Annotated in this window: 19 protein-coding genes and 1 pseudogene; 9 read left to right on the top strand and 11 right to left on the bottom strand. The window is 62.1% G+C overall.

Going from position 1 to position 20,366, the window contains the following annotated elements; translation table 11 throughout:
• Window positions 1–3 precede the first annotated feature (3 nt).
• Together U1E20_RS13990 and rpoZ are read right to left on the bottom strand one after the other, a co-directional pair.
• Window positions 4–2,214: a RelA/SpoT family protein gene (locus U1E20_RS13990; protein ID WP_409981235.1), complete on the bottom strand. Its 2,211-nt coding sequence runs from the start codon at window positions 2,212–2,214 to the stop codon at window positions 4–6.
• A gap of 245 nt (window positions 2,215–2,459) precedes the next feature.
• Window positions 2,460–2,846, bottom strand: coding sequence for a DNA-directed RNA polymerase subunit omega (gene rpoZ / locus U1E20_RS13985; protein WP_409981234.1), 387 nt, complete (start codon window positions 2,844–2,846; stop codon window positions 2,460–2,462).
• A gap of 413 nt (window positions 2,847–3,259) precedes the next feature.
• On the opposite strand from rpoZ, the gene U1E20_RS13980 reads away from it, so the two are divergent.
• On the top strand, window positions 3,260–3,871 hold the full coding sequence (locus tag U1E20_RS13980) for an NYN domain-containing protein (RefSeq protein ID WP_409981233.1): 612 nt from the start codon (window positions 3,260–3,262) through the stop codon (window positions 3,869–3,871).
• Between the two features lie 76 nt (window positions 3,872–3,947).
• Here U1E20_RS13980 and smpB read toward each other — a convergent pair whose 3' ends face one another.
• A complete protein-coding gene (smpB, locus tag U1E20_RS13975) occupies window positions 3,948–4,424 on the bottom strand; it encodes an SsrA-binding protein SmpB (protein WP_409981232.1) in 477 nt (158 codons plus the stop codon).
• 49 nt (window positions 4,425–4,473) lie between these two features.
• Window positions 4,474–5,367: a 4-hydroxy-tetrahydrodipicolinate synthase gene (gene dapA, locus U1E20_RS13970; RefSeq protein WP_409981231.1), complete on the bottom strand. Its 894-nt coding sequence runs from the start codon at window positions 5,365–5,367 to the stop codon at window positions 4,474–4,476.
• A gap of 204 nt (window positions 5,368–5,571) precedes the next feature.
• Here dapA and U1E20_RS13965 point away from each other — a divergent pair, with 204 nt between their 5' ends.
• Complete coding sequence (locus U1E20_RS13965; protein WP_409981230.1) at window positions 5,572–7,812, top strand: transglycosylase SLT domain-containing protein; 2,241 nt, start codon at window positions 5,572–5,574, stop codon at window positions 7,810–7,812.
• Between the two features lie 83 nt (window positions 7,813–7,895).
• Here the strand turns inward: U1E20_RS13965 and U1E20_RS13960 are convergent, their stop codons facing one another.
• Genes U1E20_RS13960 through U1E20_RS13950 form a run of 3 tightly spaced genes read right to left on the bottom strand, consistent with a single transcriptional unit; the run spans window position 7,896 to window position 10,872 of the window.
• Complete coding sequence (locus tag U1E20_RS13960; RefSeq protein WP_409981297.1) at window positions 7,896–9,203, bottom strand: MFS transporter; 1,308 nt, start codon at window positions 9,201–9,203, stop codon at window positions 7,896–7,898.
• Between the two features lie 7 nt (window positions 9,204–9,210).
• Window positions 9,211–9,927: a DUF1345 domain-containing protein gene (locus U1E20_RS13955; protein WP_409981229.1), complete on the bottom strand. Its 717-nt coding sequence runs from the start codon at window positions 9,925–9,927 to the stop codon at window positions 9,211–9,213.
• Window positions 9,928–9,939: 12 nt separating this feature from the next.
• Window positions 9,940–10,872 carry a polyprenyl synthetase family protein gene (locus U1E20_RS13950; RefSeq protein WP_409981228.1) on the bottom strand — a complete coding sequence of 311 codons (933 nt, stop codon included), beginning with the start codon at window positions 10,870–10,872 and terminating at the stop codon, window positions 9,940–9,942.
• 342 nt (window positions 10,873–11,214) lie between these two features.
• Between U1E20_RS13950 and U1E20_RS13945 the strand changes: the two genes are divergently transcribed.
• From U1E20_RS13945 to U1E20_RS13935, 3 genes are all read left to right on the top strand, one after another.
• Window positions 11,215–11,505 (top strand): hypothetical protein, encoded by a 291-nt coding sequence (locus U1E20_RS13945; RefSeq protein ID WP_409981227.1) that lies wholly within the window; start codon window positions 11,215–11,217, stop codon window positions 11,503–11,505.
• A gap of 629 nt (window positions 11,506–12,134) precedes the next feature.
• On the top strand, window positions 12,135–13,793 hold the full coding sequence (locus U1E20_RS13940) for an outer membrane protein (RefSeq protein WP_409981226.1): 1,659 nt from the start codon (window positions 12,135–12,137) through the stop codon (window positions 13,791–13,793).
• A 146-nt stretch (window positions 13,794–13,939) separates the two neighbouring features.
• Entirely contained in the window at window positions 13,940–14,161 is a 222-nt protein-coding gene (locus U1E20_RS13935) for a hypothetical protein (protein ID WP_409981225.1), read from the top strand.
• Window positions 14,162–14,349: 188 nt separating this feature from the next.
• Here the strand turns inward: U1E20_RS13935 and U1E20_RS13930 are convergent, their stop codons facing one another.
• Window positions 14,350–15,294, bottom strand: a complete 945-nt coding sequence (locus tag U1E20_RS13930) for a LysR family transcriptional regulator (RefSeq protein ID WP_409981224.1) — start codon at window positions 15,292–15,294, stop codon at window positions 14,350–14,352.
• 124 nt (window positions 15,295–15,418) lie between these two features.
• Here U1E20_RS13930 and U1E20_RS13925 point away from each other — a divergent pair, with 124 nt between their 5' ends.
• The 3 genes from U1E20_RS13925 to U1E20_RS13915 all read left to right on the top strand — a co-directional run bounded on the left by U1E20_RS13925 (window position 15,419) and on the right by U1E20_RS13915 (window position 17,195).
• On the top strand, window positions 15,419–15,964 hold the full coding sequence (locus U1E20_RS13925; RefSeq protein WP_409981223.1) for a carboxymuconolactone decarboxylase family protein: 546 nt from the start codon (window positions 15,419–15,421) through the stop codon (window positions 15,962–15,964).
• A gap of 63 nt (window positions 15,965–16,027) precedes the next feature.
• Complete coding sequence (locus U1E20_RS13920) at window positions 16,028–16,516, top strand: DUF1348 family protein (RefSeq protein ID WP_409981222.1); 489 nt, start codon at window positions 16,028–16,030, stop codon at window positions 16,514–16,516.
• A 31-nt stretch (window positions 16,517–16,547) separates the two neighbouring features.
• On the top strand, window positions 16,548–17,195 hold the full coding sequence (locus U1E20_RS13915) for a pyridoxamine 5'-phosphate oxidase family protein (RefSeq protein ID WP_409981221.1): 648 nt from the start codon (window positions 16,548–16,550) through the stop codon (window positions 17,193–17,195).
• 92 nt (window positions 17,196–17,287) lie between these two features.
• Here U1E20_RS13915 and U1E20_RS13910 read toward each other — a convergent pair.
• Window positions 17,288–17,437: pseudogene (locus U1E20_RS13910) on the bottom strand (IS630 family transposase); the annotation flags it as partial.
• Between the two features lie 455 nt (window positions 17,438–17,892).
• On the opposite strand from U1E20_RS13910, the gene U1E20_RS13905 reads away from it, so the two are divergent.
• A complete protein-coding gene (locus U1E20_RS13905; RefSeq protein ID WP_409981220.1) occupies window positions 17,893–18,717 on the top strand; it encodes a GlcG/HbpS family heme-binding protein in 825 nt (274 codons plus the stop codon).
• Window positions 18,718–19,193: 476 nt separating this feature from the next.
• Here U1E20_RS13905 and U1E20_RS13900 read toward each other — a convergent pair whose 3' ends face one another.
• On the bottom strand, window positions 19,194–19,742 hold the full coding sequence (locus tag U1E20_RS13900) for a hypothetical protein (protein ID WP_409981219.1): 549 nt from the start codon (window positions 19,740–19,742) through the stop codon (window positions 19,194–19,196).
• Between the two features lie 212 nt (window positions 19,743–19,954).
• Window positions 19,955–20,140, bottom strand: a complete 186-nt coding sequence (locus tag U1E20_RS13895; RefSeq protein WP_409981218.1) for a hypothetical protein — start codon at window positions 20,138–20,140, stop codon at window positions 19,955–19,957.
• Window positions 20,141–20,366 lie beyond the last annotated feature (226 nt).

The raw sequence follows: 20,366 nt of genomic DNA, 5'->3' as shown, positions 1-20,366 counted from the left end.
CACCTACCCAATCACCCTTTCCACCTTGCTCACCAGCGGGCTTGATCGCAGGCGCGTGACGATGCTGTTCAGATGCTTCAAATCCGCGACTTCGAGATCGAAGGTCATTTCGCGGAAGTCCGGCGATTGCGCCTTGAAGCTGATGTTGTCGATATTGGCGCCGGTTTCGCCGATCAGCGTCGCCAGCGCGCCGAGCGAACCCGGCTCGTTGATCGCCGTCACCACGAGACGCGCGGGAAACAGCGCTGCGGAACCCGCCTCGATATCCCAGCGCACGTCGAGCCAGCGTTCGGGCTGATCATCAAAAGCGGTGAGCGAGGGCGACTGGATCGGATAGATGGTGATGCCTTCGCCCGGCGTGAAAATGCCGACGATGCGGTCGCCGGGCACCGCGCCGCCCTCGGGCGCGAAGCTGACCGGCGCGTCGCCGCGCAACCCGCGGATGGGTATCGCGCCGCCGCCGTCATCCTTCGCGCCCGGCGCCTTGAACACCACATTGGCGTTGGCCTTGACGCCAAACCACCCCGGCTCGCCCGGCGCGATCGGCGTCGGCGCGGCTTTGCGCTCCTCGCTGAAATCCGGATAGACCGCCTTGACCACGTCGCCGGAATAGATTTCGCCACGCCCGACAGCGGCGAGCGCGTCTTCGACGGAAGGGCGCGCCAGCCGAGTCAGCGCCGCTTTCAGCTTGTCCTCGCTCCAGACGCGGCCGGCGCGCTCGAAGGCGCGTTCGACGATCTGCCGGCCGAGTCCCGCATATTGGTGACGCACCGCGTCGCGCGTCGCCCGCCGGATCGCGGCGCGCGCCTTGCCGGTCGCGACCGCCGCCTCCCAGGCGGCCGGCGGCACATGGCCCTCGGCGCGGATGATCTCAACCTCGTCGCCGTTCTTCAATGGCGACAGCACGGGCGCGACGCGCCCGTTGATTTTCGCGCCGACCGCCGAATCGCCGAGCTTGGTATGCACGGCGTAAGCGAAATCGATCGGCGTCGCGCCGCGCGGCAGCGCGATCAATCCGCCCTTCGGCGTAAAGCAGAACACCTGATCCTGAAACAGCTCAAGCCGCGTATGTTCGAGGAATTCCTCGGGACTGTCGCCATGGGCGAGAAGATCGAGGGTTTCCTGCAGCCAGCGGAAGGCGCGGCTTTCCTTGGCCAGCTCCTCGCGGCCCTGCGCGCCGATCGCGTCCTTGTAAAGCGCATGGGCGGCGATGCCGAAGCGGGCGATCTCATGCATTTCGGCGGTGCGGATCTGAAGTTCGACGCGCTGATGGCCGGGGCCGATCACAGTCGTGTGAATCGAGCGATAGTCGTTTTGTTTCGGCGTGGAAATATAATCCTTGAAGCGGCCGGGGACGTTTGGCCATTTCGTGTGAACGACGCCGAGCGCGCGATAACAGTCCTCGACGCTCCCGACGATGATGCGAAAGCCGAATATGTCTGATAGCTGCTCGAAGGAAATCGATTTGCGCTCCATCTTGCGCCATACCGAATAGGGCGACTTCTGGCGCCCGGTGACCGCCGCGGTGATGCCGCGCGCCGCGAATTCTCTGGTGAGTTCGTCCTCGATGCGCCTGATGATGCGGCCGTTCTTGGTGCGCAGATCATGCAGGCGCTGTTCGATGGTCTGATGCGCTTCTGGCATCAGATGACGGAAGGCGAGGCCTTCCAACTCCTCGCGCAAGCGCTGCATGCCCATGCGGCCGGCGAGCGGCGCATAAATGTCGAGCGTTTCCTGAGCGATGCGGGCGCGCTTGTCCTGCGGCACGAAATGCAGCGTGCGCATATTGTGCAGCCGGTCGGCGAGCTTGACGAGCAGCACGCGCACGTCTTCGGCGACGGCGAGCAGCAATTTGCGGAAATTCTCGCCCTGGCGCGCCTGTTTGGTGACGAGATCGAGCTTTTCGATCTTGGTCAGACCCTCGACCAGTCTGCCGATCTGTTCGCCGAACAGGCGATCGATCTCTTCGCGCGTCGCATCGGTGTCTTCGAGCGTATCGTGAAGCACCGCCGCGACGATCGTCGCGTCGTCGAGCTTCAGATCAGTGAGAATCGCCGCGACTTCGAGCGGATGCGAAAAATAAGGGTCGCCGGAGGCGCGGGTCTGCGCGCCATGCGCCTTCATGGCGTAGACATAGGCCCGGTTCAACAAATCCTCGTCGACGCGCGGGTTGTATTTCCGCACGCGTTCGACGAGTTCGTACTGACGCATCATGCGCTTGGCGCCAAAAACAGGTTGCGCGCCGACGCGCCAGCCCTCCCTTACGGAAATTTAATGCACGGGGCGAGCGAGTTGCGCCGGGGCGGCGGATGTAGCCAAGCGAGGATAGCGCAGCCGGGCCGCCATGACCAATGGCGACGATGCGCGTATATAAGGCTTGGCTGGATTCGTGTGAAACTTGTGTGGGAGACTTGGCCGAGCGAAAGGGCGTCCGGCCGTCGTCGAGCGATCGTCAGAATCTACTCGGCTTCGTCTTCGACCTCGGCCGGGGGCACAAGACCTTCGAGACCGCGCAGCAAGTCTTCTTCGGTCATCCGATCGAACTGGCCTTCGCCCTCGAGGTCGACGCCGACCGCCGGCGTCAAGGCAGGCGCGGTCTCGGCTTCCGGTTCGTCGACTTCGACGTGACGCTGCAGCGAGTGGATGAAATCCTCGGACAGATCTTCCGGCGCGAGCGCCTCCTCGGCGATTTCGCGAAGCGCGACAACCGGGTTCTTGTCGCGATCGCGATCGACCAGGATTGGCTGACCCGACGAAATGTTCCGCGCCCGATGCGCCGCGAGAAGAACGAGGTCGAAGCGGTTTTCGATCTTGTCGATGCAATCTTCGACAGTAACGCGCGCCATCTGCCGTCAAGCTCCATTCTGTTGGGGAGTAGCGCTGATACGCCAATTATGAAAATTAGGCAATAATCTCTTAAAGCTAGATGGGTCATCCTATCGATTTGACGCTGCTTTTCGGATTCTTTCCAGAAAATCCCCGAAGATCGGCCCGTAAAATGACGCAGTTGCTCTTGACGCTGTGACATCGAAAGGCGATGTATTTGAAGGAGACGCGTGCAGCGCTTTTTCAAAATGGTTGCTGAACGACCCGGCGGATGCGGCAAAATCTGCTCTATCGCGGGGGATGGTTTTGGGGCCGGCCATTGAGAGATTAGAGCTAAACGCCGAGAGACGATTGAGCTAAACGCTGAGCTGCGGGTTGACGGCATAATACGCAACCCGCAGCATGAACACACTAACCCGACCGTGAGACGAATATGGCAGATATCGAACGAATTGCGTTATTCATTGACGGCGCGAACCTATACGCGACCGCGAAATCGCTGGGTTTCGATATTGATTATAAACGCTTGCTCCGCGAATTTCAGGGCAAGGGCCGTCTGATCCGCGCCTTCTATTACACTGCCTTGATCGAGGATCAGGAATATTCCTCGATCCGGCCGCTGATCGACTGGCTCGATTACAACGGCTATGCGGTCGTGACCAAGCCGACGAAGGAATTCGTCGATTCGCTGGGCCGTCGCAAAGTCAAAGGCAATATGGACATCGAGCTTGCGGTCGACGCCATGGAGATGGCGGAGCATCTCGACCACATGGTTCTGTTCTCGGGCGATGGCGACTTCCGCTCGCTGGTCGAGGCGGTGCAACGCAAGGGCGTGCGCGTGTCGGTGATTTCGACGATCACCACTCAGCCGCCGATGATCGCCGACGAATTGCGTCGCCAGGCCGACGAATTCATCGACCTCATCCATCTCGTCGGCAAGATCGGCCGCGATCCTGGCGAACGCGCCGAGCGCATGCAGCGCTATCAGGAGCGCCCGCGTCCGACGACGCCACAGGCGGCGCACGCCGAAGACGAAGGCGAGTAACTCTACGCGCGTAAATGGAAATTGAGCAATTCGGCCTCTCGCATTCGAGAGGCCGAAAATTTTTGAGCCCCGTCAATCACCCCCGCGCGCGCAGCAGGCGGCCTTTCTCGCGGCTCCAGTCGCGCTTCTTCTCGACTTCGCGTTTATCGTGCAGCTTCTTGCCTTTCGCTAAGGCAAGTTGCAGCTTCGCCCGACCCTTGGCGTTGAAATAGAGCTTAAGCGGCACGATCGTCATGCCTTCGCGCTCGACGGCCTGCGACAGCTTGGCGAGTTCACGCGATTTGAGCAGCAGCTTGCGCGGCCGTTTCGGCGGATGATTGAACCGATTGCCGGCGAGATATTCGGGGATGTTGGCGTTGACCAGCCACGCTTCGCCCTGCCGATCGACATGGGCGTAACTCTCCGCAATCGTCGCCTTGCCGGTGCGCAGCGACTTCACCTCGGTGCCTGTCAGCGCCAGCCCGGCCTCAAATGTTTCGCCGATTTCGTAATTGTAGCGCGCCTTGCGATTGTCGGCGACGATCTTGAAATTCGGCTCCGGCTTTGCGGCCACTGACGATCCTCGAAGCGCTCCGACGAAGGTGAAACGCGAATCTGAAACTTTAGGCCGCGAGAACGCCGGCGTGAACCATCGCCGCGCGGATGCGGTCCTTGGTGGCCTGCGTGCAGGGCACGAGAGGCAGCCGCACTTCTTCCTCGACCTTGCCGAGAAGCGACAGACCATATTTTGCGCCGGTGACGCCGGCCTCAAGAAAGGTCGCGACATGCAGCGGCGTCAGCCTGTCCTGAATCTCCAGCGCCTTGGCGAAGTCGCCGGCAAGGCAGGCGTTCTGCAGATCGGCGCAAAGCCGTGGCGCGATATTGGCGACGACTGAAATACAGCCATGCGCGCCCGCCGCCATGCAGGCGAGCGCGGTGAGATCATCACCCGACAGTTGGATGAACTCCGGTCCCATCGCCTGGCGTTGGAGCGAGATGCGGCCGATATTGCCGGTGGCGTCCTTCACGCCGACAACGTTCTTCAGCTCCGCGCAGCGCTTCATCGTCTCGACGCTCATGTCGATCACCGAACGCGGCGGAATATTATAGATGATGATCGGAATCGAGACGGCGTCGTTGATCGCCTTGAAGTGCAGATAGAGCCCTTCCTGATTGGGCTTGTTGTAATAGGGCGTGACGATCAGCAGCGCGTCGGCGCCGGCGCGCTCCGCATGGCCGGCGATGGCGATCGCCTCGCGGGTATTGTTCGAGCCCGCGCCGGCGATAACCGGCGCCCGGCCACGCGCGGCGCGAATCGTCTCGGTGATGACGCGCCCATGCTCCTCATGGCTGAGAGTCGGGCTTTCGCCTGTCGTGCCGACCGGCACTAGGCCATGCGTGCCGTTTTCGATCTGCCAATCGATCAGCGCGCGCAGGGCGTCATAGTCGACTTCTCCATGGGAAAACGGCGTCACCAGGGCCGTTATCGACCCATGAAAAATCGGCCTTCCACTCATTGAATCAACGCCTTCCCTATGCCCCAGAGCCGCCGTATTTGCGTCGCTAAGATTGAGCCGACCTTCATAGCCGCTGGGCTGCGCCGAGGAAAGCCCTGCGCGAGAGTCGAAGGGAGCGCTCGAAATCACAGCCGGCGCGCGAAGTTGAAGCTTCGTAAACCAAATGAGTGCAGCTTTTTCACGCCAGTTAAGGGAAACGCGGTGATGATGTTGCCTCGACGCGTCGCGACACGCTTCAAACTCACGATCGGCATCGCCGCCCTCGCGATCGCCGCGCCCGCTTTTACCGGTTTTGACCGTCTCGCTGACGGCGAAGCGCGACGGGGGGCTTGGCGGCGGACGCCCACGATCCCCTTAAGCCTCGGCGCCTGGCGCGCGCGGGTCGGCTCGCTGCAGGAAGCCGTCCGCGAATTCGTGGCGCGCGGCCACATTGACGACGAGGCGGCGCATCCGGTCGAGAATTCGCTGTTTAGCGCCGAAGAGGATGGCGACCTGCCGCCGATCGTGGCGAACGCCCCGACGACGCGCTGGCTCAATGGCGCCGAGACTTTCGCCGAATCCGCTGCGTCCTTGCTCGGGGCGGACGCAGACGCCTTCATTCAGGCGGTCGCGGCCTATAAGGCCGGCGATTTCGTTCATGGCGATGAGGCCGCGTCGCGCGCGCAGGCTCCCCTCGTCGCCGCCGCGGCCCAATGGGTCGGCCTGCGGCTTCACACGCAGGACGCCGGATTCAACCGCATCGCCTCATTCCTGGCGACCCATCCGAACTGGCCGGCCGGCGACTGGCTGCGCCGGCGCGGCGAAGCAGCGCTTGTCGCCGAGCATCAGCCCGACAAGGTCGTGCTGGCCTGGTTCGCCGAAACGAAGCCGCTCACCGCCTATGGTAAATACGCCCTGGCGCGCGCCACCGCGCGCGAAGGCGATTTCGAAACAGCGGCGGCTCTGGCGCGCGACGCCTGGCGCAACGAGGATATCGGACAGGGATTCGATACGATTTTCAATAAGGAGCTCGGCGAGCTGCTGACGCCGGCCGATCACAAGTTCCGCGCCGATCGACTGCTCTACGCGGGGAAGAATTCGCTCGCCCTGCGGAGCGCCGAACTTGCCGGCAAGGATGTCGTGCTGCTCGCCCGCGCGCGGATTTCCGGCGCCGATAAATTGGCGGCGTCTTTGCCGCCGTCCGTGCAGAATGATCCGGGGCTGCTCTACGGACGCGTGCATAAGCTGCGCAAAGCCAACAAATTCGCTGAAGCCGGCGCTCTTTTGCGCAAGGCCCCGCACGCCATCGAACAGGTCGTCGACGGGGATCTTTGGTGGGAAGAACGGCGGATCGTGGCGCGCAAGCTGCTCGATCAAGGCGACCCGGAAACTTCTTATATTCTCTGCGCGCAGCATGCTGCGGTTAAGACCAGCAACCGGGTCGACGCGGAGTTCAACGCCGGCTGGATCGCCTTGCGTTTCCTTGGCGATCCGATCAAAGCCGAGCGCCATTTCAAGACGCTTGCAGAGATTGCCGAAACGCCGCTGCAAAAGTCTCGCGCTCTATATTGGCTCGGCCGCACCGCCGAGGCCGAAAACGACTCACGGGCGCAGAATTTCTATCTGCAGGCGGCGACGCATTCGACCACCTTCTACGGACAATTGGCGAGCGCCCGGCTCGGCGCCGAGGACCGCCCGCTTCGTCCGGCGCCGCCGGCCGCATCCGGCGACAAGCGGGACGAAGCGGTTCGAATCGCGGAGCTTCTGTTCGCCATCGGCGAGAAGGAGGTGGCCGCGCCGCTTTCGCTCGACAGCGCCAAATATTTGCGTGAAGAGACTCAGGTCGCTGCGCTCGGCGAGATCATCGCCCGCCAGGGCGACGCGAAGCTCTCGCTCATCTACGGCAAGGCGGCGTCCTATCGGGGCATCGCGCTCGACGACGTCGCCTTCCCTGGCTATGGCGTTCCCGATTTCAACGCCCTTCCAGGCTCGGCGTCACGCTCGGTCGTCTTCGCCGTCGCGCGCCAGGAAAGCGCCTTTGACCCGAAGGCGGTTTCATCCGCCGGCGCCATGGGCCTGATGCAGATGATCGCCTCCACGGCGCGACACACCGCCTCGATGCGCGGCGTGAGCTTCGATATTTCGCGGATGCTCAAGGATCCGCCGTTTAACGCCCAGCTCGGCGCGGCGCATCTCGGCATTCTGCTCGGCGAATATCGCGGCGCCTATCTCCTCACCTTCGCCGCCTATAACGCCGGCGGCGGACGGGTGAAGCAATGGATCGACGCCTATGGCGATCCGCGCAAGCCCCATGTCGATCCGATCGATTGGGTTGAGCGGATTCCGATCACCGAAACGCGCAATTACGTGCAGCGGGTGATGGAGAATTTCGTCGTCTATCGCGCCAAGTTCGAGGATAAGTCGACGCGGCCGCCGCAGGTCGAACTCGCGCACGCCGGTCCCTGATCTGGCGGCTTCAGAGCGCACGGCGACGACGCAATCCACCGCTGGGGCGAGCGACGCCGGCGTTATTCAATATTTGCGTCGCATCAGGATTCTTCCCGCTCAATGCGCGAATTCTTTTTCGTGTCCGGCATCGTCGCATAGACGATGAGCGAGATGAAAATCGCCGCGCTCGCATAATAGAAGAACCAGCGCTCGTGGCCGTGGGCCTTGAACCAGAGCGCCACATATTCAGCCGAACCGCCAAAGACCGACACGGTCGCCGCATAGGGCAAAGCGACGCCGGTGACGCGGATCGCGGCGGGAAAGAGCTCCGCCTTCACGACGGCGTTGATCGACGTATAAAGCGCGACGATCAGCCAGGCGCAGCAGATGAGCGCGAAGGCGGTCCAGGCGTCGCGCGCATCCTGTATGGCGGTTAGCAGGGGAACCGTGAAAATCGTTCCCAACAGCCCGAAGGCGATCAGCATCGATCGGCGGCCGATACGATCCGACAATGCGCCATAGATCGGCTGAAGGCAGAGCGCGAAGAGCAGCGAGCCGGCCGCGATCCACGTCGTCTGGCGATCGCTCAGGCCGGCCGACAGTTTGAGAAATTTTTGCATATAGGTCGTATAGACATAGAAGGCGATCGTGCCGCCGAGCGTCAGCCCGACGACCGTCGCCGTCTCGCGCTTGTGCGCGAGGAGCGCGCTCAGCCCGCCGCGCCGCTCTTCGGCGCGGGAGGCCTCAAAAGCCGGCGTCTCGGCAAGATCGCGGCGCATGATGAGCGCCACGATCGCAAGCAGCGCGCCGAAGGCGAAGGGGACGCGCCAACCCCAATCGCGCAGCGCCTGAGCGTCGAGCGCGACATCCTGCAGAATGAGCAACACGCAAAGCGCCAGCAATTGCCCGGCGATCATCGTCACATATTGGAAACTCGAATAGAAGCCGCGGCGCTCGGGATGCGCCATTTCGGCGAGATAGGTCGCGCTCGATCCATATTCGCCGCCAAGACTCACGCCCTGCAGCAGGCGCGCAAACAGCAGCGTCGCCGGCGCGCCGACGCCGATCATCGCATAGGTCGGCGCGAGGGCGATGAGGAGCGAGCCAAGGCACATCAGCAGAACGGAGAGCATCAGCGCGAGACGTCGTCCGCGGCCATCGCCGATGCGGCCGAAAATATAGGCGCCGATCGGGCGCATGAAGAAGCCGAGCGCGAAGACGCCCGAAGCCGACATCATTTGCGCGACGGGATCGTCGCCGGGAAAAAACGAGTCGGCGAAATAAAGCGAAAAGGCGGAATAGACGTAAAAATCGTACCATTCGACCAGATTGCCGACGGAGCCGATCAATATCGCGCGCAGTCGCGCCGCTTCGCTCTTGAAGTCGATTTCTGCGGCGGCGACGCGCATCTGTCCTTCACACCAATTGGCTGGCGACATTCACCATGAGCGCGAGGATCGTGGTGTTGTAGAAAAACGCCACGATGCCATGCGTGGCGACGAGCAGCCGCATCGGCGACGAGCAGGTCTCGATGTCGGCGGTCTGAAACGCGACGCCGATCACATAGGAAAAATACAGGAAGTCGACATATTGCGGCATCGTGGTGTTGGGAAAATGCAGCCCGCCTCTCGCCGCTGGCGGCTCCTGCGAATCGTGCTCTTCCTCCAAATAAAATTCATGCGCATAGTGAAAGGCGAAGGTGAGGTGCAGGAACAGCCAGGAATTCAGCACCGTGAGGATCGTCAGCGCGATCGATGCGCCCTTCTCCCAGCCGTCCATTGACTTCACCGAACCTAACTCGATCACCACCGCGCCGAAGGAGGCGGTGGCGATCGCCGTCGTCAGCAACAGCATGACGACGCGGCCCTCGTCGAGACGCTGCGCGCGCTCGCGGATCGTGTCATGCGTGGCGGTGGCGATGAGCATGTAGACTAGAGCGAAATAGCAAAGAGCGACGGCGTTCCACGCCACAAGCGCGCGCGCGACCGGCTGCATCGCCTGCGGCAAAAAAAATCCGACGCTGACGCCGAAAGCGAGACTGAGAAAAAGCTGCGGCCGCGCGCCGATGATTCGAAGGGGCGCCAGGAGCGCCGAGGCGCGCCGCGGAATGTTGGGCAGTCCCGGTCGGCGCAAGAGCGCGATCCCTCAGTTACGCCGCGCCGCGACGAAACGGGCGGCCTCGGCGAGAATCTCGGTTCCCTCGCCTATTCCCGTTTCGCGCAGCGCCTCGGTCGCTTGTTCGACGAGCGAGTCGCATCTCGCTCGCGCGGCGTCGAGACCGAGAAGTCCGACGAGGGTCGCCTTGCCGCGTTCGGCGTCCTTGCCGGCGCGCTTGCCGAGCGCGGCGCTGTCGCCTTCGGCGTCGAGAATGTCGTCGGCGATCTGGAAGGCGGCGCCGAGCGCCTCGCCATAGCGGGTCAGCGCCCGCGCTTGCGACTCTGACGCCGCGCCGAGGATCGCGCCGGCGTCGACAGCAAAGCGCAGCAGGGCGCCGGTCTTCATCGCCTGCATCCGCAGGGTTTCATCGAGCGTAAGCGGCGTCGCTGCGGTTTCGGCGGCAAGATCGAGCGCCTGTCCGCCGACCATGCCGCCAAGTCCCGCCGCGCGCGCCAGCGCCAGCACCAGAGCGGCGCGCACGCCGGCGTCTTGATGCGTCTTCGCATCGGCGATCACGTCGAAGGCGTAGGTCAACAATCCGTCGCCGGCGAGGATCGCCGTCGCTTCGTCGAAGGCCTTATGAGTCGTCGGCCGGCCGCGGCGCAGATCGTCATCATCCATCGCCGGCAGATCGTCATGGGCGAGAGAATAGCAATGAATCATTTCAAGCGCGCAGGCGGTCCGCAACGCCGCTTCGCCGCCGACCCCGAAGAGCCGCGCCGATTCGATGACGAGAAAGGGCCGCAGCCGCTTGCCGCCGCCAAGCGACGAATAACGCATCGCCTCGAGAAGTCGCGCCGGACGGACGATCTCGCCCGGCAGCGGCGCGGGCGCCAGCAGCGCGTCGAGCGCGGCTTCGGTCGCCTCGGCGTTGGCGTCGAGACGGCGGCGAAACTCCTCGGCGCGGGCGGCTGCATCCATGAGGCGACGTTCCTTCAATCAAGCGACCATGGCTGCTAGCAAATTTGCGGTCATATCCCAAGCGGACGCCAAGGGGGCCGCGCGCGTCCTCGGAGGCGAAAACCGGTCGAATTTGGGTTTTTTCCTGAACCGCGCAGGCGCGAAGGTCTACCGATGTTGTATTTTTGCGACAGCCATCGCGGCAGGGTTTGATTAAGCTCTGCGCGACGCCAATGCGGCTCGCGGCTTACCCAAGCGGCTGCGGGCCGCGGCGTCATAGAGAATTCGCGGCGCGCATTTCATCTTCAGGCGCCGCCTCGCCTCGATGGAGCGATCCTAAGTCGCCCTTGCAAGGAGCACTGCATGAAGAAAGTTCTGTTGCTGACGACCGCCCTCTTGGCGGTCGCGCCGCTTACGGCCTGCAACACGCCCGGCGAACGCGCCGCGGGCGGCGCCGTGATCGGCGGACTTGGCGGCGCGGGCATCGGCGCGCTGGCGTCCGGCGGACGCGCGGGCGGCACGCTTGCCGGCGCCGCAATTGGCGCGGCGTCAGGCGCCATCGTCGGCGCAGCGACCGCGCCGCCGCAACGTTGCGCCAAGTGGGGCTGGGACTATAACGGCAACCGCGTCTGCGTCGCTTTCTACAACTACTGAACGCACGCCAAAATTTTTCAAACCGCAGGCCTTTCGCCTGCGGTTTTTTATTGCGCCTTGGCGAATAGACGGCTGTCTCCTCCCGCGCTTGACGCTTCTTGATCTTGGAGGACGGATGACTAGTTTGAAGCGAGCGGCGCCGATCGGAGAAAGAACATGCCGGAAGGGTTGACGAGGCTGGTGATTTTGGGGGCGATCGGCTTTTTCATCGGCGCGGCGATCGTCGGCTATTACTCAGGCTGAGGCTTTTCCCCACTCAGCCTCACACATAAGCGCGCGGCGAAGCGCCCGAAGTTTTTTCCATAGAACTTGACGAAGACGACAGCGATGGTTCGTTCCGCCGCCTGCGATGAACATCGCGCGGCTTGCACGCCGCCCTAACCGCCGTGGCGCAGCGCATACAGCCAAAAAAACATAGCAAGCGGCGCGCGGCGGCGCGAACGCCGTCGCGAGCGCCGTCGCGAGCGCCATGACGCCAGAACCGGCGAAATGATGAGCAGTTGATGTTGCCGCAAGGACACATCTGGAAGACAAACGGACTATATCGCCGTCTCTGTGTTGCGCGTCGTTCAGCTAAAGCCTTACTGGTGCAGCGAAGCTTTCGGATTTTCTGCTGGCCGGGGTGCGCGATGAAAAAAGCGATTGTCTTTGCGGCGAAGATTCATCTTGGACTGGCGATCGGCTGCGCCTTATTCCCCCGGCTCTCCGTGGCGCAGGACGCCGCGACCTCTTCCGCCGCCCTTCCCCTTTGGACCGGTTTCTATGGCGGTCTGAATGTCGGCGCGGGATGGGGCGTCGACGGCCGCAACGGCAATATGTGGCAGCCGGACGCCTTGCACGGCGGGATCACCAACAGCCTGACGGCTCTTGGGCCCGGCGGCGGGGTGATCGGCGGCGGCCAGATCGGCTATAATTACGCGCTCACGCCGTTGGCGCTCATTGGCGCGGAAGCCGATTTTCAGGGCGCGAGCCTGCTTTCCGGCAGCGGCGTCGCGCCCGGCTATTTGCAGAACAGCAATGGCCAGGTCACCTACATCCCGGGATGGGTCGGCGGCGGCGTTTCCGTTCGCTGGTTCGGAACGGCGCGCGCGCGCCTCGGCGTCACCCCCCTGCCGACGCTATTGATGTATGGAACGGGCGGTTTCGCCTATGCCGAAGTTGAAAACGCCTATGGCGGCTCTTTGGCCAATCAGATCTCAGCCGTACGGACCGGTTGGACGGCGGGCGGCGGCGTGGAATGGATGTTCATGCCGAATTGGTCGGTCAGGGCGGAATATCTTTTCACCGACGTTTCCGGCGACGCGGGCGCACGCGGCGGCGTCTTTGGAAGCGCCATCAGCCGCACGCGGTGGAACACGCTGCGCACCGGATTAAATTACCATTTCAACTGGGGCGGGGCGCCGGCGATCGCGCGCTTTGACGCAGAAACGGCGCCGACCTCGCTTGTGCCCAAATCCGCTTTGGCGATCGGCGTCGGCGGCAATCTCAACCTGACGACATTCGACCAGCAAAATCTTGATTGGGCGGGAACGTCAAACAACCTTGACGGCAAGGGGCTGTTTTTCGGCCATGGCTTTGCGCAATGGAGCACGAAAGTCAATTTGATCCCGAAATTGCAAATCGCGCCGGTTGGACAGATCAGCTACTTCAATCATTTTGCCGACTCCAACTGGCTCTGGGGGTCAAAATTTTCTTATACTTATTTGGATGCGCAGGCCTCGCGGCCAAACGTGTTCATCCCTCAGTTTGGCGCGTTTACTTTCGCGGTCGGCGGCCAAGATAGCCTGCGTTTCTTTGGGACGGGCTATCTTCAGTCCTATCAGATGCGCATCAACCACCAGCTCGTTCTGACGCCCTTTATCGGGCGCCAATTCTCGAACGGGTTCATCTATCTCGGCGCGGGGCCATCCTTCTCCCAAATTCAAACAAATCTGAATAATCTCACCGGCTTTCGCCATTCCCAGGGCGCGACGATCAATCAGACGGAGCTTCCCGCGAATTATCAAAATTCGCACTGGGTTTGGGGCGGGGCCGCGACGGCGGGCGTCACCTATTTCCTGACGCCGTCCTGGTTTGTCGATTTCAACTATACCTTCTCTCAAACACGAAGCACGAGGAGTTACTATTTGGCTTGGTACGCCGCGTCGGTGCCCGGAACTGACGTAACCTCCATCGGCTATATTCCGGCGAGCACTGCGGGCGCCCTCAATACGCAGTCATTCAACGCCTCGCTCAACTGGGCGTTCGATCTCGGTGGCGGGGGCGCTGCTTCGAACGAGCGACATTGACCCGTTTCCTTGCTCGGATCCGAGAAAGCCGGCGGCGCAGAACGCGTCGAGTCGCGCGCGGCGCCGCCGGCTGGCGGATGATAACTTTCGATTAACCATATTGCTGTATGCGAATGCAGTTCGAGGCGCGATCAGGAGAATCAGCGATGGCGATCAGCAACATCACCAAGATTGGAATCGTTCTGGCGGTTGGCGTTCTCGCCGGCCTTTCGTCGACGCTGCTTTCCCTTCTGCTTTTGGCGGTGGCGGGCGTGCTGATCGCCTGGGGCCGGAATCCGCAGGCGACCGAAGCCTTTTTCGAAAGCCTCCCCTACGGCAATTACAGCTCGAAGGCCTTCTCCCGCCTGAGCGCGATCCTTTCCGCCTAAGCGTCGCGCCATAGGGCCGCGCGCGGCCCTATGCCAGACGAGGCGCTGCAACTTGAAGCGACCAATGCGCTTGGTCGAAGGCAGAGGGTAAGAGCCACTCGCGCGCTTTCGGCCAATCATGCTGGCGCGCGCCTGCGCCTTGTCGCTCATGGCGAGTCCATCGCCCCATCCCCCACAAACGCCGACTCCTACAGCCCATCAGTCGCATGGCCATTGGCATTGGCTGCCGCAAGGTTGAGACTGTCGAGCGTGGCGCGCAGACGCGGCGCGGCGAAGTCGATAAATGCTCTCAGCTTAGATGAGACCAAGCGGCTCTGCGGATAGACCAGATGCACCGGGACCGGCGCCGGCGTGAAATTGTCGAGAACCGGCGCGAGTCTTCCGTCGCGAATCCGGTCGGCGACCATGTAGGACAGGGCCACGGTGATCCCGTCTCCCATTTCCGCCGCGGCGATCGATGCAACCGCGTCGTTGATTTCGAGCCGCGGGACAAAGGAAATGCTGTTCCCGCTTTTGCCGTCGAGAAAGCGCCACTCGCGGTTAGGCATGAGGCCAGTGAAGGCGATCATGGAATGGAGGCGCAGATCGGTTGGCGTCTGCGGAACGCCCCGCCGCGCGAGATAATCCGGACTCGCGACCAGCATCCTTCGGACGGTTCCGATCTTTTTCGCCACCAAGTTCGAATCCGGCAAAGGACCGATGCGGATCGCGAGATCGACCCCTTCTTCTACAAGGTTGACGATACGATCGAGCAGCAGCACGGAAACAGTTACGCGCGGATGCTCGTTAAGAAACGCGCACACGACGGGCGCAAGCGCTGACCGACCGAACGTCACTGAGGCGGTGAGCGTGAGATGGCCATTCGGAACGGCCGTTTCGCCGACGGCTTCCTTCTCGGCGGAATCGAGATCGCTCAGGATGCGTCGCGCGCTTTCCAGAAAGCGCTGACCGACGTCGGTGATGGTCAGACTGCGGGTCGTGCGGTTGAAGACACGGGCGCCAAGACGCTCCTCAAGTGCAAAAATCGCCCGGGTCACCGCCGGAGGGGACAGGCGCAGGCGCGCTCCCGCCTTGGCGAAACTGCCGGCGTCGGCGACCGCGACAAAGACTTCGAGTTCGTGGAGGCGATCCAATTTATTCCTCTAATCGGAATAATGAATTCCACACATCACATATTCTTACAAGAATAATAAGGGGCCATTGTCTGACGAGCGGCGCGCGAAGCGCCGCCCCGTCAACGAAGAAAGGATCGACCTCATGGCTCGAATCGCCGTCATCGACCCCAAATCCGCCACTGGCGAAGCCAAGAAATTGCTGGACGCCGTCCAGACCAGCCTTGGCGCCGTCCCCAATTTCATCCGCGCGCTCGCCAATTCGCCGGAGGCGCTGAACGCCTTCCTCGGCATTCATGCGATCGCCGGCGCCGGTCTTCTCGACCCCAAAACGCGCGAGCGCATCGCGCTGGCCGTCGCCGAACAGAACGCCTGCCAGTATTGCGTTTCGGCGCACACGGCGATCGGCCGCAAGGCCGGTCTCGACTATCAGGAAATGTTGGCGAACCGCATGGGGCGTTCATCAGACGCCAAGGCGGAAGCCGCGCTCGCCTTCGCCCGCGCCCTCGTCGAACATGCCGGACAGGTGACCAAGGCGGAATTCGACGCCGTTCGCGCTGCCGGCCATTCGGATGGAGAGATCATCGAAATCATCACCCATGTCGCGATGAACATCTTCACCAATCTGCTGGGCAAGGCGACACAGATCGAGATCGACTTCCCGGAGATCGAGCTGAACAAGGCCGCCTGACTTATCTCAGCTTCGGCGCGGCGGAGCCCGCGCCGGAACTCTGAACCTGAAGGGGAGAATTCAATGACCGCAACGACTCAGCCCGCCAGCGTCCGTCCGCCGCTGCCGCCGTTCACGCGCGAAACCGCGATTGAGAAGGTTCGAATGGCGGAGGACGCCTGGAATACGCGCGACCCGGAGCGCGTGTCGCTCGCCTATACCGAGGACAGCCGCTGGCGCAATCGCGCGGAGTTCCCGGTCGGCCGGGCCGAGATTGTCGCGTTCCTGAAACGCAAATGGGCGCGCGAGCTCGACTATCGTCTGATCAAGGAGCTCTGGACCTTCACCGAGAATCGGATTGCAGTGCGCTTTGTTTATGAATCGCGCGACGACGCCGGCAATTGGTTCCGCAGCCATGGCAATGAGAACTGGGAGTTCGACGAGCGCGGGCTGATGCGACGGCGCTTCGCGAGCATCAACGATCAACCGATCCTTGAGAGCGAACGGAAATTCCGCTGGCCGCAAGGTCCGCGACCGGCGGATCACCCCGGTCTTTCCGACCTCGGACTGTAGGGGCGCAGGCTCGAGCCCGCAGGAGGACGCCATGCCGCATCGCTACGCCGAGATCGCCTTCACCCCGACGGTGAAGAAGGCGCAGGCGCAATTTGGCAGCCGCAACGCTTATGCGCGAATGGAGGGAGCGCCGGAGACCAGGAACCATCGCCTCGGCGAGGCGGAGGCCGAATTCATCGCGGCCCGAGATTCGTTCTACATGGCGACGATCGGCGAGACCGGCTGGCCCTATATCCAGCATCGCGGCGGCCCGACAGGATTTATGCGCGTGCTGGACGATTCCACGATCGGTTTCGCCGATTTCCGCGGCAACCGGCAATATATCAGCCTCGGCAATCTGATGAATGACGACCGCGTGTCGCTGTTCTTCATGGACTATCCGAACAAGACCCGGCTGAAGCTCTTCGGGCGAGCGAAGATCATCGGTCTAGACGACGAGGCGACCTTGTCTCGACTCGACACCTCAGATTACCGCGCCCGCGTCGAACGCGGGTTCCTGATCAAGGTCGAGGGGTTCGACTGGAATTGTCCGCAGCACATCACCGAGCGTTACACGCTCAACGAGGTGCGTGCGATGACAGCGCCGCTCGCCTCGCGGATCGCCGACCTCGAGGCGCAAATCGCCCGGCTCCGAAATGTGGAGTCTGTTTCTGTGGAACCGGACCAGACTGGCGCTTGATCGGATGTAAGTTGGCGCAGCGTTTCGGCGAACCAGTCGCGCGACCGGCGCTTACCCACGCGCCAAATAGGAATGTCAGGCTCTAGAGCGGTTCACGATTTGACGGAAGCGTATCCGGCGTTTGCGAAATAGTTTGCGCTCTCGCTTGTTTCGATCTCTTCGACGAGGCGGCCGATGTGCCGCCAAGTGTCCTCGATCGTTCGTTTCTGGGCCTGTCGCATCCAGTGCTTGATCTTGGCAAAGTAAACGCCAGAACTCATTCCGGCGCCGAGCAGCCGGGGGTAATGGGCTTTTTTGGAAAAATTCTTTAGGCTCGGTCAGACGCGACATTTGTACTCGGCTGATTTTTCCGTCTCTCAAATGGCATAAACGGCGCATCACGCTTGGCTGTCTTGGGTCCGATCAAAAATGACGGGAAAGGTCCGTCTCGAAGACTGCAATCGCGATATTTTTCGGCGCTCGGCGCGCCGCTCTATTCGCAGCCCCAATCATCCGGCGCGCAGGCGCAGCTAGCTTGCCTGAGCTTATCAGTTGGGACAAAAATTAGCCCGAAACGTCAGCTCGTCTGGCGCATGGCGGGTTAAATCCGAAGCGGGGCCTATCCGGCGAATCCCGGATAAAGTTCCGCACGCCATCTGGGGAATAGCGGCGGGATTACATCTGGCACAAGCAAACTTGTGGCCATGGGAGGGGGAGCATGAAAAAAATTGGAATTGCCGTTGTATCGCTTTTTTGCGGCGTGATTTGCGCGACGCCGGTGTTCGCGCAATCGCCGGTAGCGGGCCGCAGCCCCTGCGCCGGGCTTCCGAGCCAAGCGCAACTGCGCGCTGCCCTCGTCGCTGCGCGCAATACGCCCAATGGCGGCTTCAATCTCGACATGTGGGGGACAATCGTAAATCGTGACGGCGTCGTTTGCGCGGTCGCCTTCACCGGCGGCAATCGCGGCGACCAATGGCCCGGCAGCCGCGCCATCTCGGCGCAAAAGGCCAACACCGCCAATGCCTTTAGTCTACCGGGCCTCGCATTGTCGACCGCCAATCTTTACAGCGCGACGCAGCCGGGCGGCTCGCTCTACGGCCTGCAGCATTCCAACCCCGTCGATGTCGGCGTCGCGTATGGCGGCAATTCCGCTAATAATGGCCAGCCGAACGATCCGATGGTCGGCGGCAAGGTCGGCGGCGTGAATGTGTTCGGCGGCGGGCTCGGGCTCTATGCGTCCGGCGGCCAGTTGATCGGCGCCCTCGGCGTCTCTGGCGACTCCTCCTGCGCGGATCACAATATTGCTTGGAAGACACGCCATCTCCTCAAGCTGGATTACGTGCCGGGCGGCGTTTCCGGCGACGCTGCGCGGCCGGACAATATCGTCTACGACATCACGCCGCAGCCGGGGCAGATGCCCGGGGTCAGCGCCTTCGGCTGGGGCCACCCGACCTGCAGCGACGCCGCAAAGGCGATCGCCGCCAGTCTGCCGCCGGTCCCGACGCCTTCCGCCGCTCCGTCGCAGAACATGCGGCTGAAGTGAAGATGAAAGCCCCGGCCGAAATGGCCGGGGCACATTTCTTGTCTGCGCTTTACCCCGTCATAGACAAACTTGCGATGATGCCTTGTTGCGCCGGAGATTTCGGTCACTCTCAAAAAAAGGGAGCCGTAAGCCTTCCGCCGTCCGGCATCAGGGCCTCTGAGACAGCGCAGTCTCCGAACCACATCCCATCTTCGCCGCCATCGCTGAGCGGCGCCGCTCCAATTCGCCAGCCACTGCGGAGATATCCCTTTTTGATCCGATCCTTACGGCGATCGAGCGTCACAAGACGGCGTGGGTCGCGTTTTATGGCTTCAATGGCGACAATGATGAAGTTAAGCGTCGATCCGACCTTGAGGATGCCGTGCTCATGGAACTGGCGCTAACCTCGAAATAGACGTCAGCTCGGGGGCCGCCGTCGGTCAGCATGAACGTGATCGGTCCGTGATGACTGTCTGTCAGCGGTACGGCGCCGCGTGTTAGGTGGGAGTTGGGAATAGATCACCCAAGAAGCAGCCAAACCGGCAGAAAAAGTAATTGAAGGCGCACCATATCCTTCTCCACGAAGGCGCATTTACGCCTCCGGCCTGCACCAGGCAATTCGCACTACTACTGAGGCAGTTCATGACGCATAAGTCAGGCACGCCGCCCCCGCCGGTTTGCTGTGCCGCGGCTATGCCGGTTGCATTGCTCTGATCGCCACAGCCGCAGGATATCGATACCATCGCAGCTACGGCCTGCTCCGCCCGGAACGATGCTTCTTGAACGTATTTCAGTTCAGCAGTGATCTTGATATAAATGATGCTAGGCTGCTCTGGTTTATCTGGGGTCTCGACAACCCGAACAATATCAGCCTTGGCAATCTCAATATACGTGCGGAGACTAAGATCGGCATAGAGCCGTATCTGATCGTTCCTTGTCTGTCCGACAAAGCCGCCAATCGCGAGCACCTTGCCGCCGCCTTCAGCAAGCAAGTCTTGAACGAGGGGATTGAGCGCCGGGCTTGCCGGTCCGCGCTGCTGGGCCATTGGAGCCTCCAGTCGGAGATTCCGGGCGCAGTCCACTTGACTTGAAAGCCCATCGGCAGGGTTTCAGCCTTCGCTGCGACCGGCTATTCACGCTTTCAGGCTGCCGCCTTACCGCACTTGAGTCAACTCAAGATCGATCTCAGAAGCATGTTTGCCGCCATTGCTAGCGCTTTTGGCGCTGCGCCGACGCCAACATGCGCATTGCGCTTTGATTAAGGCGGGTCGGCGTCGCCGAGACCCGAGCGATTGACCCGCGGCGAAACGATCCATTCCCGCACGGCTTCCTCCGCCATTTGCATGACGTGCGACGGCGCGCTCTTTTGATAGAATTTCCCCTGCGTGCTCGCGCATTCCGCCGACGAGCCGATATGCGCCACTGTCGGCCGTGGGTCACGCATTCAAAGCGAGCTTGACGGAATTCAATAGCGGGCATCCCCCATGGACGGGAAGACAAATCCCGATTGGGTTGAAGGCTGGACTTTCGACGCCATCCGAAGGTTTGCAGAGGCGGCGACAGAGGGAGAGGTCGCGGCTACGCAGGAATCATTCGAGCGCCAAGCTGAATTCTTGCTCCGAAAAGGAGACGATGGCCGCGCGGCATTTTGGGAGGCGCTGGCCAATAGG

The sequence above is a fragment of the Methylocystis sp. genome, from assembly GCF_046349115.1.
Classification (GTDB): Bacteria; Pseudomonadota; Alphaproteobacteria; order Rhizobiales; family Beijerinckiaceae; genus Methylocystis.
Note: the sequence above shows the minus strand (reverse complement) of the source record. Positions and strands in the feature narration are given on the sequence as shown.